Here is a 14,004-nt window from a genome sequence, read left to right as displayed (position 1 = left end):
ATCTCCCTCCTTGCGGGGGAGATGTCCGGCAGGACAGAGGGGGGTGCGAAGGATCGCTACGCTTAAGAATAATCTCTTTCTCATCACACCGCAGACCCTCGCAACTGTCACCATCTGTCACCATTTTATACGCGTACGTCGATTTCGCGTTGACTCCCCGTCGCTTTCGTTTTACGAGTGACGAAAATTGAAATTCGTCACTCGTAAAACGAAAGCGCCATGTCAGAAGCCGCCAACATCGTGGCAGACCCCGCCAGACAGGAGAACGTGACGCGCATTCTCGACTGCGCCGAGCGCCTGTTCCGCCACTACGGCTACGGCAAGACCAACGTCGCCGACATCGCCCGCGAACTCGGCATGTCGCCGGCTAACATCTACCGCTTCTTTGCCTCCAAGGTCGAAATCCACCAGGCCGTCTGCGGCCGCATGCTCGGCGCCAGCTACAAGATGGCCTACGAGATCATGCACCTGCCGATCAGCGCCGAGGAGCGCCTGCGCCGCTACATCCATGCCCAGTACAAGATGACGCTGGAGGTCATGCTCGACCAGGAGAAGGTGCATGAGATGGTGATCGTCGCGCTGGAGCGCGATTGGGGCGTCATCGACAAGCATGTCAACAGCATCCACGACCTCTACGCCGAGGTGATCCGCGAGGGCATCGAGGCCGGCGAGTTCAGGGAGCAGGATCCCGAGACGGCTTCCCGCTGTTTCGGCGCCGCCACAGTCATTCTGTGCCATCCGCAGATGGTGGCGCAGTGCCTTGCCAAGACCAATCGGGCGATGCCCGACGAACTTATCGACTACGCCATCAGGGCCTTGAAATAGAAACTGTCCGCCGGGTGCCGGCAGACGATCATCTCCAGTTCGGGAGTGCTAAGGTGTCATTGTCCAGTTCTATCCTCCGAATGCTGCCGTCCGCCGGCCTCCCAACCGCCGCCATCGTCGCAGCAGTGCTCAGCCTCGCCGGCTGCAGCCAGGAGAAGGCCGAGGTCGTCCAGGAAGTCGTCCGGCCGGTGAAGGTGGTCGAGATCGGCGAGGCGCAGACCACCCGTCAGCTTGATTATTCCGGTTCGGTGCGCGCCCGCACCGAGATGAATCTCGGCTTCCGCATCGCCGGCAAGGTCACCGAGCGTCTGGTCGATATCGGCCAGCACGTGAATGAGGGCGACGTGCTCGCTCGCGTCGATCCAGCCGATTACGAATTGTCGGTGAAGAGCGCTGCTGCCAGCCTCGACGCCGCCGAGCGCCAGGTCGAGACCGTCGACCTCGCCAGGAAGCGCGCCGAACAGCTCTATGCCAAGAACTTCGCGCCGAAATCGCAGCTTGATCAGGCGCGGCTGACCTATGACCAGGCGGTGGCGACGCGCGATGCCGCGCGCTCGACGCTGGCCCAGGCGCAGAACCAGGTTCAGTATGCCGATCTCAAGGCCAGCAAGAACGGCATCGTCACCGCCATCTCCGCCGATGTCGGCCAGGTGGTCGCCGCCGGCACGCCGGTGATGACCGTCGCGGTCGACGGCGAGAAGGAAGTGTCGATCGCGGTGCCGGAGATGGATATCGCAGGCTTCAAGCCCGGCAAGGAGGTCAAGGCGAACTTCTGGTCGGACGAAGGGCTCACCCTTGACGGCAAGGTCCGCGAGGTCGCCGGCAGCGCCGATCCGCAGTCGCGCACCTTCGCCGTCCGGGTTTCGCTTCCCAACGATCCGCGCGTGCTGCTCGGCATGACCGCCAATGTCCAGGCGACCGTCGGCAGCAAGGCGCAACTGGTATCGATCCCGCTGACCGCGATGACCGAGAAGGACGGCAAGCAGATCGTCTGGACGGTCGATCGCGCCTCCGACACGGTGCATCCCCGTCCGATCAAGGTCGCCAACTTCACCGCCGACGGCGTCGCCGTGGCCGACGGCCTGAAACAGGGCGACGTGGTGGTCGCGGCCGGCACGCAGTTCATGACCGAAAACCTGAAGGTCAAGCTTTCCGGCGACGCCCAGCAATCCGCCTCGGCGGATGACGTCGCGACCACCAGTAGCCTGCACTGATGCTTGTCGCCCAAAAGTGCGAAGCGGTTTTGGGACAACGACATGCATCGAACTAAGACCTGAAGTCAGGCGCAACAGACGCCTTTCCCGCTCTCGCTGCGTCAAGCCGCGAGCCGGGGAGGGCATGGGTTCCGGGCGGCGAACGCCCGATCGTGAGATGCCGGCATGTTGGCTCCCCCGCAGCAGTGCCGCGTCCAGCGCGATTTGCGAGTCTCTCCGCTTGGGGGGTCCCGCCGCCCGGAAGCCACCGAACTTAGAAGCGGCATGCCAAGCGAGCGTGCCTTGCCGATCAATTGGACTGGACGTGTGCCATGACCACCACCGACAGCAGCACTGAAAAGCGGCCCTTCAACCTTTCGCGCTGGGCGATCGGACATCCGAGCATCGCCCGCTTCCTGTTCGGGCTGATCATCCTGGCCGGCGCGCTCGGCCTGATGCGCATGGGCCAGAAGGAAGACCCGGATTTCACCTTCCGCGTCATGGTGGTGCAGGCGGTGTGGCCCGGAGCCTCGATCCAGGACATGGAGGACCAGGTCGTCAACAAGATCGAGCGCAAGCTGCAGGAAACGCCGCATCTCGATTTCGTCCGCTCCTACACCCGCGCCGGCAGCGCCATCATCACCTTGCAGGTCAAGGGCGACACCAATGCCGAGGACGTGAAAGATGCGTTCTACCAGGTGCGCAAGAAGGTCGGCGACATCGCCAATGAATTGCCGCAGGGCCTGCTCGGCCCCTATTTCAACGACGAGTTCGGCGACACTTTCATCACGCTGCATTCGATCAGCGGCGACGGCTTCACCTATCCGGAGCTGAAGAAATTCGCCATCCAGGCGCGCGACATGCTGTTGACGACGCCTGGCGTCGAAAAGGCCGTCATCATCGGCGACCAGCCGGAGAAGATCTATATCGACGTCTCGTCCAAGGCGCTGGCCGAGCGCGGCCTGACCATTGTCGACCTGCAGAACGCCGTAAAAGGGCAGAACGCCGTCGATCCGGCGGGCTCCGTCGACACCGGCCTGCGCTCGGTGCGCATCTCGGTCGAGGGCGACGTCACCAAGGCTGCCGATATCCGAGAGCTGAGGCTACGCTCCGGCAGCCAGGTGACGCGCCTCGGCGACATCGCCACGGTCTCTTCCGGCCTTCAGGATCCTTACGACAACAAATACCTCTTCAACGGCCATGAGAGCGTCCAGCTCGGCGTCGTCATGGCCAAGGGTTTTAACGTCAGGGACGTCGGCAAGGATGTCGAGGCGACCTATCAGCGCTTCGAGGCAGGGCTGCCCTACGGCGTGTCGGTCGACCAGATCTCCGACCAGCCCCAGGTCGTCAAGGACGCGGTGAGCGAGTTCATGGAGGCGCTCGGCGAGGCGCTGCTCATCGTCCTTGCAGTCTCGCTGCTGTCGATCGGTTGGCGCTCGGGCCTGGTGATAGCCATCGCCATCCCGCTCGTCTTGGCCGCCACCTTCGCCATCATGTACGAGATCGGCATCGACCTGCAGCGCATCTCGCTCGGCGCGCTCATCATTGCGCTCGGTCTTTTGGTCGACGACGCCATGATCGTCGTCGAGATGATGGAGCGAAAGCTCGAGGAAGGGCTGGTAAAGGTCGAGGCGGCAAGCTTCGCCTACACCTCGACCGCTTTCCCGATGCTGACCGGCACGCTGATCACCACGGCCGGCTTCATCCCGGTCGGCTTCGCCGCCTCGACCGCCGGCGAATATGTGCGCACGCTGTTCTATGTCGTCGGCATCGCGCTCGTCGTGTCGTGGTTCGTCGCGGTCTATTTCACGCCGTGGCTGGGCTACATGATCCTCAAGCAGCGCAAGCATGCCGGCACCCATCATGATGTCTTCGATACCGGCTTCTACCGCCGCCTGCGCGCGACCGTCGCCTGGGCCGTGCGCCACCGCATCATCGTTCTGGTGATGACGCTGGTCACCTTCGCCACCAGCCTCTGGGCCTTCCAATTCATCCCGCAGAACTTCTTCCCGCAATCCTCGCGCCCGGAAATCCTGGTCGACCTGTGGCTGCCGGAAGGCACCTCGATCAAGGAAGTCGAAAACCAGGCCAAGTCGTTTGAAGGCAAAATGGCGGACGATCCGGACAAGCGCTTCATCGCCACCTATATCGGCGAAGGGGCGCCCCGCTTCTTCCTGCCGCTCGACCAGCAGCTTCGCAATCCGAACTTCGCCCAGCTCCTGGTGATGGCCAAGGACGAGCCGGCGCGCGAGCGGCTGATCGTCAAGATGCGCAAGATCCTGGCGCAGGATTTCCCCTCGATCCGCGGCAAGGTCGACCGTCTCTTCCTCGGTCCGCCGACGGGCTGGCCGGTGCAGATGCGCGTCATGGGCCCGGACCGCAAGGAAGTGCGCCGCATCGCCGACGAGGTGAAGGCGAAGTTCCAGGCCAATCCGCTGCTCGGCGCCATCCATGACGACTGGCTGGAACCGGTGCCGGCGATGAAGCTGGTGATCGACCAGGATCGCGCTCGCGCCCTTGGCGTCACCTCGCAACGCATCCGCCAGATGCTGCAGGCCACCATGTCCGGCGCGCCGCTCGACGACTTCCGCGACGGCGAGGAGACGGTCTCGATCGTCGCCCGCGAGCCGGACGCGACCCGCAAGCTGTTGTCCTCGGTCGACTCCGTCTATATCCCGACCGACTTCGGCGGCTCGGTGCCATTGTCGCAGGTGGCCAAGGTCGTGCCCGTCATGGAGCAGGGCATCGAATGGCGGCGCGACCGCCTGCCGACGATCAGCGTGCGCGCCACGCTGCCGGACGGCGTGCAGTCGAACGACGTCGTCACCAAGATGTACAACGACATGAAGGACCTGCGCGCCGGCCTGGCGCCCGGCTACAAGGTCGAAATCCAGGGCGGCGCCGAGGATTCGGCCGAGAGCCAGGCCTCGATCGCCGCCAAGGCGCCGATCATGCTCGCCATCATCGTCGTGCTCCTGATGGTCCAGCTGCAGCATTTCGGCAAGTCGATGCTGGTGCTGGCCACTGGCCCGCTTGGCATCATCGGCGCCGCCGCGGCGCTGCTGATCAGCGGCGCGCCGTTCGGCTTCGTCGCCATCCTCGGCGTCATCGCGCTGCTCGGCATCATCATGCGCAACTCGATCATCCTGGTCGACCAGATCGACCAGGATATCGCGGCCGGCATGGAGCGATCGGAAGCGATCGTAGGTGCTGCCGTGCGCCGCTTCCGGCCGATCATGCTGACGGCGCTGACCGCCGTGCTGGCGCTGATCCCGATCTCGCGCGCCGTCTTCTGGGGGCCGCTGGCCTACGCCATGATGGGCGGCATCCTGGTCGCCACCGTGCTCACCATCCTGGTGCTGCCTGCCGGCTACGCCCTGTTCTTCGGCCGCGCGCCGAAAAAGGCCAAGACCGACGAGCAGGCGCCCGAGCCGGAGAAGATCGAAGGCATCGAACGGCCGCAACTGGCCCTGGCCGCGGAATAAGGTGGCAACCTGGAATCATCCGCCATCGTCATCGGATGGTGGCGGATGATCTGCATGTACGGGCAACCACGTCTTGACGACGCCGTGCGCCGGTCAGTCTTCGCTTACTGGCGCCAAAGAAACGGGCGCGCCGAAGCGCGCCCGTTTCTTTCAGGTTGCCACGTCAGATGACGAACACCCAGTTGGCGATCAGCATCACCGCCACGCCGGCGGCGAGCGTCAGGTAAGGCAGCATACCCGCTTTCTTGACCGAGAGGTCGGCGCCCGCCATGCCGAGGTCGGCCAGCATGTGATCGGGGAACTTGCCCTTGTCCTGGATGTAGTGACGGAAGCAGAACACCGGGATGATCAGCGCCGCGGTGATCAGGCCGGCCCACAGCGCCATCGGGTTCCACACCTTGGCGCCGGCGCCCATGAAGATCGCGTTGACATAGGCGAAGATCGCGCCGATGCCGAGCAGCCAGGTCGGCGCCTTCCACGGCCGATTGATATGGCCGTTGTCGATGCGGTGGATCCAGCCGGCATTGAGGTTGAGGAAGTTGAAGATGATGTAGCCGCAATTCGACACGGCAAGAATGAAGAAGAAGCTAGTCGCGTCGGCCGAGGCGATGGCCAGCACGATCAGGTTGAAGCAGAGGTCGGTCCACATCGCCCGCGTTGGCGCGCCATGCTCGTTGACATGGCTGAGATAGCGCGGCAGCCAGCCGTCGACCGAGCCCTGGTAGAGCGTGCGCGAAGAGCCGGCCATCGCCGTCATGATGCACAGCACCAGCGCCAGGATCATCAGCATCACCAGCAGGCTGTGAATCAGCCTGCCGCCGCCGACCATGCCGGCCAGCGCGTCGGCGACGCCCGAGCCGTCGACGATCGGCGTCGCCAGCATGCCGTTCAAGCCCAGCACGCCCTGGAAGGTAAAGGGTACCAGGATGAACAAGAGCATGCAGAGCAGGCCGGAGTAGAAGATCGCCTTGAAGGTATCGGTGCCGGGGTTCTTGAATTCCGACGTGTAGCAGACCGCGGTCTCGAAGCCGTAGGTCGACCATGCGGCGATGAACATTCCGCCGAGCGCCAGCGTCCAGCCGGCAATGTTCCACGAGCCGGGATCGGGCGCATAAGCGGCGGCCAGCGGCACCAGCGGCGAGAAATTCGCCCAGTCGATCTGGCCGGTGAAGATTGGCACGACGCCGACGATCAGCATCGGGATGATGACGAGCAGGCCGATATATTTCTGCACACTGGCCGTGCCGAGAATGCCGCGATGCTGGATCGAGAAGATGATCAGCATCAGCACCGCGCCGATGAAGAAGGTGGCGTTGAAGGTGAACGACACCGGGCCAAGCGTGTGGCCCCACAGCGACCATGTGCGGATCGCCGGCGTCGCGGCGGCCGTGACCGCGGCGATCGCGTCGGCGGGCGCCGTTCCGGCATGCGCGGCGATATAGGCGATCACTTCCGGCGAGGTGTCGGTGAAGATCGGCACCGGCGCTAGCGCGTTGAGGATATAGGCGGCCGCGATGGAGCAGCCGAGCGACAGCACCGGCGTCCAGGCGAACCAGTTGCACCACACCGACAGTGGCGCGATGAATTTCGAGTAGCGCAACCAGGCGGTAGCGCCGTAGATCGAGGCTCCGCCCGACTTGTTCGGAAACAGGCCGGCGATCTCGGCATAGGTGAAGGATTGCAGGAAACCCATGATCATGGACACTGTCCAGATCAGGAAGGCGAGCTTTCCGGTCGTCCCGGCAATGCCGCCGATCGAGAACAGGACCAGCGCTGGAACGCCGCTTGCCACCCAGAAGGCGCCACGCCAGTCGATATGCCTGAGCAGCTTGCTTTCGGCAGGCTGCTCGAGGGCCGTGCTTATCGTGCTCATATCTTGTGTCTTCCCCTTTTTGTTGTTCCCCGCCAGCGACGCTTCGGCTCTCGCGAAGCTTGCTCCCCGGCAAATCAGCGTCGACCCGTCGTGTTTCCACTCAGTCGTATTTTTTTCTTAAGAGTGAAGATTGATCCGGCGCGCTTTCGCGTCAAGCGTTTTGTGAATGTCATGCACATCACGCTTGCGAAACATTGACCCGACCGCAGCCGGTGGCGGCCGGCGAGGGTCGGATCCGCCTCGGGAGGCTTTCAGAAACCCAGCTTTTAGGAACGCGGTTTGGTCTTCTGCGGATCGTAGTGGGCGAACGCCACGACACGCGCCGGCAGCCGCTTGGCATGGCCGTCGAGCTTGCCGATCTCGACCTCTGTGCCGATCTCCGCGTGGGTGACGTCGAGCCGCGCCAGCGCGATGGTCTTGCCGAGAACCGGCGAACGCATGCCGGAGGTGACGACGCCGATCTGGGCGCGGCCGACATGGACGCAGTCGCCATGGCCGACCGCGACGTTGGCGTCGACGTCGAGCCCGACGAGCTTGTGCTGCGGGTGCTCCTTGCGCCGGATCAGCGCGTCGCGGCCGATGAAGTCGTCGGCTTTGGTCTTGAGCGGCACGGTGAAGCCGATGCCGGCCTCGAACGGATCGGTCTGGTCGGAGAACTCGTAACCGGCGAAGATCAGTCCCGCCTCGATGCGCACCATGTCGAGCGCCTGCAGGCCCATCGGCTTCAGCCCGTGCGGCTGCCCGGCTTCCCAGACGGCGTCGAACACCTTTTCGGCGTCGCGCGGATGGCACCAGATCTCGTAGCCGAGCTCGCCCGTATAGCCGGTGCGCGAGACCACGACCGGAATGCCGTTGCCGCCGCCGATGCGCGCGACCGCGAAGCGGAACCATTCGAGCTCGCCGATCGAGGGCTGCACCGGCGAGGTCCAGACGACTTCCTTCAATATGTCGCGGCTCTTCGGCCCCTGCACGGCGATGTTGTGCATCTGGTCGGTGGAGGAGCGGACCAGCACGTTGAGGCCGAGTTTTTTCGCCGTCTCGCGCAGCCATTCGCCGGAAAGATCGTCGCCGCCGACCCAGCGGAAATTGTCCTTGCCGAGGCGAAGCAGCGTGCCGTCGTCGATCATGCCGCCATGCTCGTAGCACATCGCCGTATAGACGACCTGGCCGACGCCGAGCTTCTTGACGTCGCGCGTCAGCGTGTATTGCAGCAGCGCTTCGGCATCCGGCCCGGTGACCTCGAACTTGCGCAGCGGCGACAGGTCCATGATCACGGCCGCCTGCCGGCAGGCCCAGTATTCGGCGATCGGACCTTCCTTGGCGAAGGAATTGGCGAGCCAATAGCCCCGGTATTCGACGAAGTCGCGCGTGTGTTTGGCAAAGCTCGAATGAAAGGCTGTCTCGCGGGTCATTTTCGGTTCCGAGTCGGGCTTCATGCGTCTGGCGATCGCTCGCGAGAATTTATGCTGGCCGGAATAGCTGCGCACATGGATGTCGGTCAGGTCCCAGCCATTGGCGGGCGTGGTGTCGTCCGGGCAGGCCGAGGACACGCAGACGATGTCGGTGAGCGCCCTGAGCAGCACGTAGTCGCCCGGCCGCGACCACGGCTCGTCCGACACCATCACGCCATGCGCGTCGATCGCCGTGTTGAAGAAGAAGTTGATCGCCATCCAGCCCGCGCGGGCATTCACGCCTTTGTCTGACAGCGCCTTGTTGAAATTCTCAGAGCAGTTGGTGTGGCCGGGATAGCCGATATCGTCGTAATATTTGGCGGCGCAGGCGAGCGCGAAAGCGTCGTGCCGCCCGCATGTGTCCTGCACCACCTCGACCAGCGGCTCCATGTCCTGGTCGTAATATTTCGAATGCAGGCCGGGCATCGGATAGGCCGAGCCCATCAGCGTGCGGGTCGTCGTCACGTCGAGCGGCAGGTCGCGGCCCTTGTCCAGCTTGCGCGCCGAAAAACACTGGAAGTCGGTGCATTGCCGGCCATCGACATCGATGATCTGCAGATAGTCGCCGGCCTTGACGAAATAGGATTCGGCGGTCGCCGAATGCACTCTGAGATCGAGCACCGGATCGGCGAGCGGATCGGGAAGCTGCGACCTTGTCTTCAGCCGGACGGTGGCGCGGCGCACTAGGACGGTGAGCGGCGTCGCCGTGTTGTGGCCGTCGACCAGCATCGGCCCGCCAGGCGCCGCGATCAGCAGCGCGCCGTCGCGCTGGACGGAAAAGCTCTGCTCGGTGCCGGCTGGCGTGGCGCCGCCGAACACGCGCACGGCCTTTGGCTGGTCGAGCTCTACCTTGCGACGCTCGAGGCTGAGGCGCAGCGCCGAAAGGCTGTCGTCGCCCTCGGCGAGCAGCGCCTTGATGCCGGCTGCATTGCTGTTCGACCGTTCTCCGAAAATGCCCGGATCGGTCGTGCCGGATGTATCCCAGGCCAGAAGCTCGCAGGGCTGCCCACCCTCGACATTGGTCACGCTGACGCTGTCGCCGGCCTCGACGTCGATCAGCACCGCGCCGTTGCCCTGCACGGTATAGCGTTCCATCCCCGGCGGCAGCGCGATCTGGCCGGGCCTCAGGATCAGGCTCGGACGCGGCGGCCCGGACGGGACGGCAGGGTAGGGCGACTGGCTCATCTCAAACCCTCCTCCGAGCGAGAAACAAGTTTGCCTGTGTGTAAAATTATTTTCGCAGAGAGAATAGCAGCGGGGATGGATTTGGCAAGGCGAGAAGGGAAAGGCGCGTCGCTATGCCAACTCTTCGGAATGGCTGATCGTGACGCCATACTCGGCAGCCGAGTCCAGCATCGTGTGCCACAGGCTCTCCGCGAAGGTCGCGAACACCAGGAGATTGAACACGGCGTGTCCGTCCGCCTGGTCATCACCGCGCCACAGCGTGACGCTGGTATGATCCATCGATGTGGCCGCCGCCGCGCCGACGCCGAACACATCCGGATGCAGATCGATCGACGACAGCTTGGCGAGCATCGCACGCGCCTTCTCGCCAGAGACGCTGATCAGCGCCCGCGCATGCGACTGGTCGGACAGCGAGGCCGAGCCGGCAAAGACAGGCGCAAGCCCATCCATCGTGTACTTGCCGCCTTTGGACAGCACGAGGAACTGGCCGGGTCCCGACCAGATCAGCGCCGCGTCGGCCGCGTCGACCGCCCTGGGCGTTTCCGGCGCGGCAACGCCGAAGCGCGTCTTCGCGGCCTTCGCCATCTCGGCGGCCCTGCCGCGCCGCGCCATCACCTGCACGAGGTGGAAGTTCCGGATCTCGGTCAGCGAAACGCCGGCTTCGCCTTGCGCGCCGTAAGCGCCGGCAACCAGCGCGCGGTCGAGCGGGCTGCGGACATCCCAGGAAAAATCAGCCACGCTGGCGCCCTCCATCCGGATCGTAGAAGACGGAATTGCAGAGCTCGACATCATAGTCCTCGCCGCGCAGCGGATCATGCGCCCGCACGATCTCGCCGATGCGCTCGCGGCCGCGCTCGACAAGGCCGAGCCCGATCCACTGGTCGAGCACCGGCGAGAAGCAGACCGAGGTGACATAGCCCTGGTCGTTGTCGGGGCCGGGGGTTTCGCCCTTCGGGATGATATGCGCGCCGGAGCGCAGGCGGCGTGCCTTGTCGGTCGGCTTGATGCCGACGACCACCTGCCGGTTCGGCGCGACCAGCGCCTCGCGGCCGGCCATGACGCGGCCGATGAAATCCTTCTTGGTCGACATCATCTTGCCGAGGCCGAGATCGCCCGCCGTGGTGGTGCCGTTGAGCTCCGGCCCGGCGACGTGGCCCTTTTCGATGCGCATCACGCCGAGCGCCTCGGTGCCGTAGGGCGTCACACCGAATGGCTTGCCGGCAATCATCAGGTTGCGCGCCATCGCCTCGCCGTAGCGCGCCGGCACCGAAATCTCGAACGCCATCTCGCCGGAGAAGGAGATGCGGAACAGCCTTGCCTTCTGGCCGCCGCGCAGCTTGACCTCACGCGCGCCCATGAACGGGAAGCCTTCGTTCGACAGGTCCTCGGCCGGATCGACGATCTCCTTGAGCAGGTCACGCGTCTTCGGCCCGGCGATCGAGAACTGCGCCCACTGGTCGGAGACCGAGGTCAGCTGCACGTCGAGCTCAGGGAACAGCACCTGGCGGCAGAATTCGAGGTGCTGCATCACCAGCCCGGCCTTCGCCGTGGTGGTGGTGAGGAAATAATGGTCCTCGGCCAGACGCGAGGTCGTGCCGTCGTCATAGACGATACCGTCTTCGCGCAGCATCAGCCCGTAACGCGCCTTGCCGACGGCGAGGCTGGAGAAGGCGTTGATGTAGACGCGGTCGAGGAAGGTGCCTGCGTCCGGCCCATGCACGTCGATCTTGCCGAGCGTCGAGACATCGCAGAAGCCGACGCCGTTGCGCACGGCCTTCACCTCGCGGGTGACCGATTCCAGCCAGTCCTTCTCGCCCGCGCGGGGGTACCACTGCGCGCGCTTCCAAAGGCCGGTGTCGACAAACACTGCGCCCTGTTCGGCCGCCCAGTGATGCGAGGGCGTCAGCCGGGTCGCATGGAAATTCTCGTCGCGGTGGTGGCCGGCAAAGGCGCCGATGGCGACCGGCACGTAAGGCGGCCGGTAGATCGTCGTGCCCGTCTCCGGGATCGACTTGCCGGTGACGGCGGCCATGATGGCGAGGCCGGCGACATTCGAGGTCTTGCCCTGGTCGGTCGCCATGCCGAGCGTCGTGTAGCGCTTCAGGTGCTCGACCGATTGAAAACCCTCGCGCTGCGCCAGCTCGACATCGGAAGCGGTAACGTCGTGCTGCTGGTCGACGAAGGCCTTGCCCTTGCCGGCGACATGCCAGAGCGGGGTGATCGAAAAGGCTTCGTCGTCGGCGACCGGCATCGATCCGATATTGCCGCTGCGTCCGGCATCGCGTGCCGCGGCAGCGCCGGCTTCAAACCCTTCGCGCAGGCAGGCGCCAAGTCCGAAAGCGCCGTTGGCCGCGCCCGCTGCGACCATGCCGGGCGGCGCGCCGTCCGGCACGAAGGCGGCTATGTCGTCGCGCCATTTCGGCCGGCCGCGATGATAGGAGGTGAGCCCGACCGCCGGATTCCAGCCGCCGGACACGGCGAGCCCGTCGGCCTCGACCTCGGCGCGCGCGCCGCCGGTCAGCGAGACGGAAATCTTGCGCACGCCGCCCTTGCCGCCATCGACGCCGCTGACGGCGCCGTGCAGCACCGGGAAGCCGCCCTTGCTGGCCAGCGAGCGATGCGCCGGCGAAACGTCCGGCCGCGCATCGATCACCGCCGCCACCTGCAGTCCGGCGGCGATCGCCGTTTCGGCCGTGCGCCAGCCATCCTCGTTGTTGGTGAACAGCGCGATCCGCCTGGACGGCGTGGCGGCGTAGCGGTTGATGTAGCTGCGCATGGCCGACGCCATCATCACGCCGGGCGTGTCGTTGCCGGCAAAGACGATTGGACGTTCGATCGATCCGGCCGCGACCACGCAGCGCTTGGCCACGATGCGCCACAGCCGCTGGCGCACCTGATGTTCCGGCGGCACCGGCAGATGGTCATTGACGCGCTCGATCGCGCCATAGGTGCCGCCGTCATAGACGCCGAACAAAGTCGTGCGCGTCATGACGCGCACATCCGGCATCGCCGCCAGTTCGGTGACCGCGCGCGCGACCCATTCGGCGGCCGGCAATCCGTCGATCGTGCCGCCATCGGCGAGCAGGCGGCCGCCGAGGACGAAATCCTCCTCGCACAGGATGACGCGCGCGCCGCAGCGCGCGGCGGCAAGCGCTGCCGCCAGGCCCGCCGGGCCGGAACCGGCGATCACCACGTCGCAATGCGCCCAGGCCTTGTCATAGTGGTCGGGGTCGGAAACCTGCGCTGCGCGGCCGAGACCGGCGGCGCGCCGGATCGCAGGCTCGTAGATCGCCTCCCAGAACTTCGCCGGCCACATGAAGGTCTTGTAGTAGAAGCCGGCGACGAAGATCGGCGCGAACAGCTGGTTGACCGACATCACGTCGAAATTGAGCGACGGCCAGCGGTTCTGGCTGGCTGCCTCGAGGCCCTCATAGAGTTCGGCCGTCGTCGCCTTTGTGTTAGCCTCGCGCCTCGCGCCGCTGCGCAATTCGACCAGCGCGTTCGGCTCTTCCGACCCAGCAGTCAGGATGCCGCGCGGGCGGTGATACTTGAACGAGCGGCCGACGAGCTTGACGCCGTTGGCGACCAGCGCGGACGCCAGCGTGTCACCCTTGAAGCCCGAGAACGTCTTGCCGTCGAAGCGGAAATTGAGCGGGGCCGAGCGGTCAATGAGACCGCCATTGTTCAGCCGGTTTGCCTGATTGCCGCGCATCACGCACCAACCTTGGAGGCACCGGCGCCCGCCGCCGGCTCGACGGCCGAAATCTCATGCGTCAGCGTGTTGCGGGTGACCTTCAGCCAGGCCCGGCAGCCGCCGCCATGGTACCAGTGCTCGCTCATCACGCCGGCGATGTTGTCGCGCAGGTAGACATAATCGTAGACGGCGTCCTCGCCGGCATCGGCCGCGGGACGTTGCGGCTTGGCGTCGCCGAGATAGGTGAACTCGCCGAGTTCGCGTTCGCCGCAGAAGGGACAGGTAATGCGCATCGGTT

8 protein-coding genes are annotated in these 14,004 nt (G+C 65.1%); 3 read left to right on the top strand and 5 right to left on the bottom strand.

Annotation, left to right across the window (positions count from 1 at the left end; all coding sequences use genetic code 11):
• Window positions 1–219 precede the first annotated feature (219 nt).
• The 3 genes from FJ417_RS25700 to FJ417_RS25690 all read left to right on the top strand — a co-directional run bounded on the left by FJ417_RS25700 (window position 220) and on the right by FJ417_RS25690 (window position 5,503).
• Entirely contained in the window at window positions 220–825 is a 606-nt protein-coding gene (locus tag FJ417_RS25700; RefSeq protein WP_140645136.1) for a TetR family transcriptional regulator, read from the top strand.
• 80 nt (window positions 826–905) lie between these two features.
• Window positions 906–2,039, top strand: a complete 1,134-nt coding sequence (locus FJ417_RS25695; RefSeq protein WP_181167009.1) for an efflux RND transporter periplasmic adaptor subunit — start codon at window positions 906–908, stop codon at window positions 2,037–2,039.
• A 311-nt stretch (window positions 2,040–2,350) separates the two neighbouring features.
• Window positions 2,351–5,503 carry an efflux RND transporter permease subunit gene (locus FJ417_RS25690; protein ID WP_140705091.1) on the top strand — a complete coding sequence of 1,051 codons (3,153 nt, stop codon included), beginning with the start codon at window positions 2,351–2,353 and terminating at the stop codon, window positions 5,501–5,503.
• A gap of 163 nt (window positions 5,504–5,666) precedes the next feature.
• On the opposite strand, the gene FJ417_RS25685 is transcribed toward FJ417_RS25690, so the two are convergent.
• From FJ417_RS25685 to FJ417_RS25665, 5 genes are all read right to left on the bottom strand, one after another.
• Window positions 5,667–7,376, bottom strand: coding sequence for an APC family permease (locus tag FJ417_RS25685; protein ID WP_140785358.1), 1,710 nt, complete (start codon window positions 7,374–7,376; stop codon window positions 5,667–5,669).
• A 266-nt stretch (window positions 7,377–7,642) separates the two neighbouring features.
• Window positions 7,643–10,012: an aminomethyltransferase family protein gene (locus FJ417_RS25680; RefSeq protein WP_140785357.1), complete on the bottom strand. Its 2,370-nt coding sequence runs from the start codon at window positions 10,010–10,012 to the stop codon at window positions 7,643–7,645.
• A 111-nt stretch (window positions 10,013–10,123) separates the two neighbouring features.
• Window positions 10,124–10,750, bottom strand: coding sequence for a sarcosine oxidase subunit gamma family protein (locus FJ417_RS25675; RefSeq protein WP_140785356.1), 627 nt, complete (start codon window positions 10,748–10,750; stop codon window positions 10,124–10,126).
• Complete coding sequence (locus tag FJ417_RS25670) at window positions 10,743–13,724, bottom strand: sarcosine oxidase subunit alpha (protein ID WP_140785355.1); 2,982 nt, start codon at window positions 13,722–13,724, stop codon at window positions 10,743–10,745. The genes FJ417_RS25675 and FJ417_RS25670 overlap by 8 nt, the downstream gene beginning before the upstream one ends.
• Complete coding sequence (locus FJ417_RS25665) at window positions 13,724–13,999, bottom strand: sarcosine oxidase subunit delta (RefSeq protein ID WP_140705099.1); 276 nt, start codon at window positions 13,997–13,999, stop codon at window positions 13,724–13,726. The genes FJ417_RS25670 and FJ417_RS25665 overlap by 1 nt, the downstream gene beginning before the upstream one ends.
• Window positions 14,000–14,004 lie beyond the last annotated feature (5 nt).

The organism is Mesorhizobium sp. B3-1-7 (assembly GCF_006439385.1).
In the GTDB taxonomy this organism is placed as follows: domain Bacteria; phylum Pseudomonadota; class Alphaproteobacteria; order Rhizobiales; family Rhizobiaceae; genus Mesorhizobium.
Note: the sequence above shows the minus strand (reverse complement) of the source record. Positions and strands in the feature narration are given on the sequence as shown.

Bases quoted from the DNA above. Each gene is read 5' to 3' on its own strand.
- FJ417_RS25700 (WP_140645136.1), top strand. From the start codon at position 220: ATGTCAGAAGCCGCCAACATCGTGGCAGACCCCGCCAGACAGGAGAAC.
- FJ417_RS25695 (WP_181167009.1), top strand. From the start codon at position 906: ATGCTGCCGTCCGCCGGCCTCCCAACCGCCGCCATCGTCGCAGCAGTG.
- FJ417_RS25690 (WP_140705091.1), top strand. From the start codon at position 2,351: ATGACCACCACCGACAGCAGCACTGAAAAGCGGCCCTTCAACCTTTCG.
- FJ417_RS25685 (WP_140785358.1), bottom strand. From the start codon at position 7,376: ATGAGCACGATAAGCACGGCCCTCGAGCAGCCTGCCGAAAGCAAGCTG.
- FJ417_RS25680 (WP_140785357.1), bottom strand. From the start codon at position 10,012: ATGAGCCAGTCGCCCTACCCTGCCGTCCCGTCCGGGCCGCCGCGTCCG.
- FJ417_RS25670 (WP_140785355.1), bottom strand. From the start codon at position 13,724: ATGCGCGGCAATCAGGCAAACCGGCTGAACAATGGCGGTCTCATTGAC.
- FJ417_RS25665 (WP_140705099.1), bottom strand. From the start codon at position 13,999: ATGCGCATTACCTGTCCCTTCTGCGGCGAACGCGAACTCGGCGAGTTC.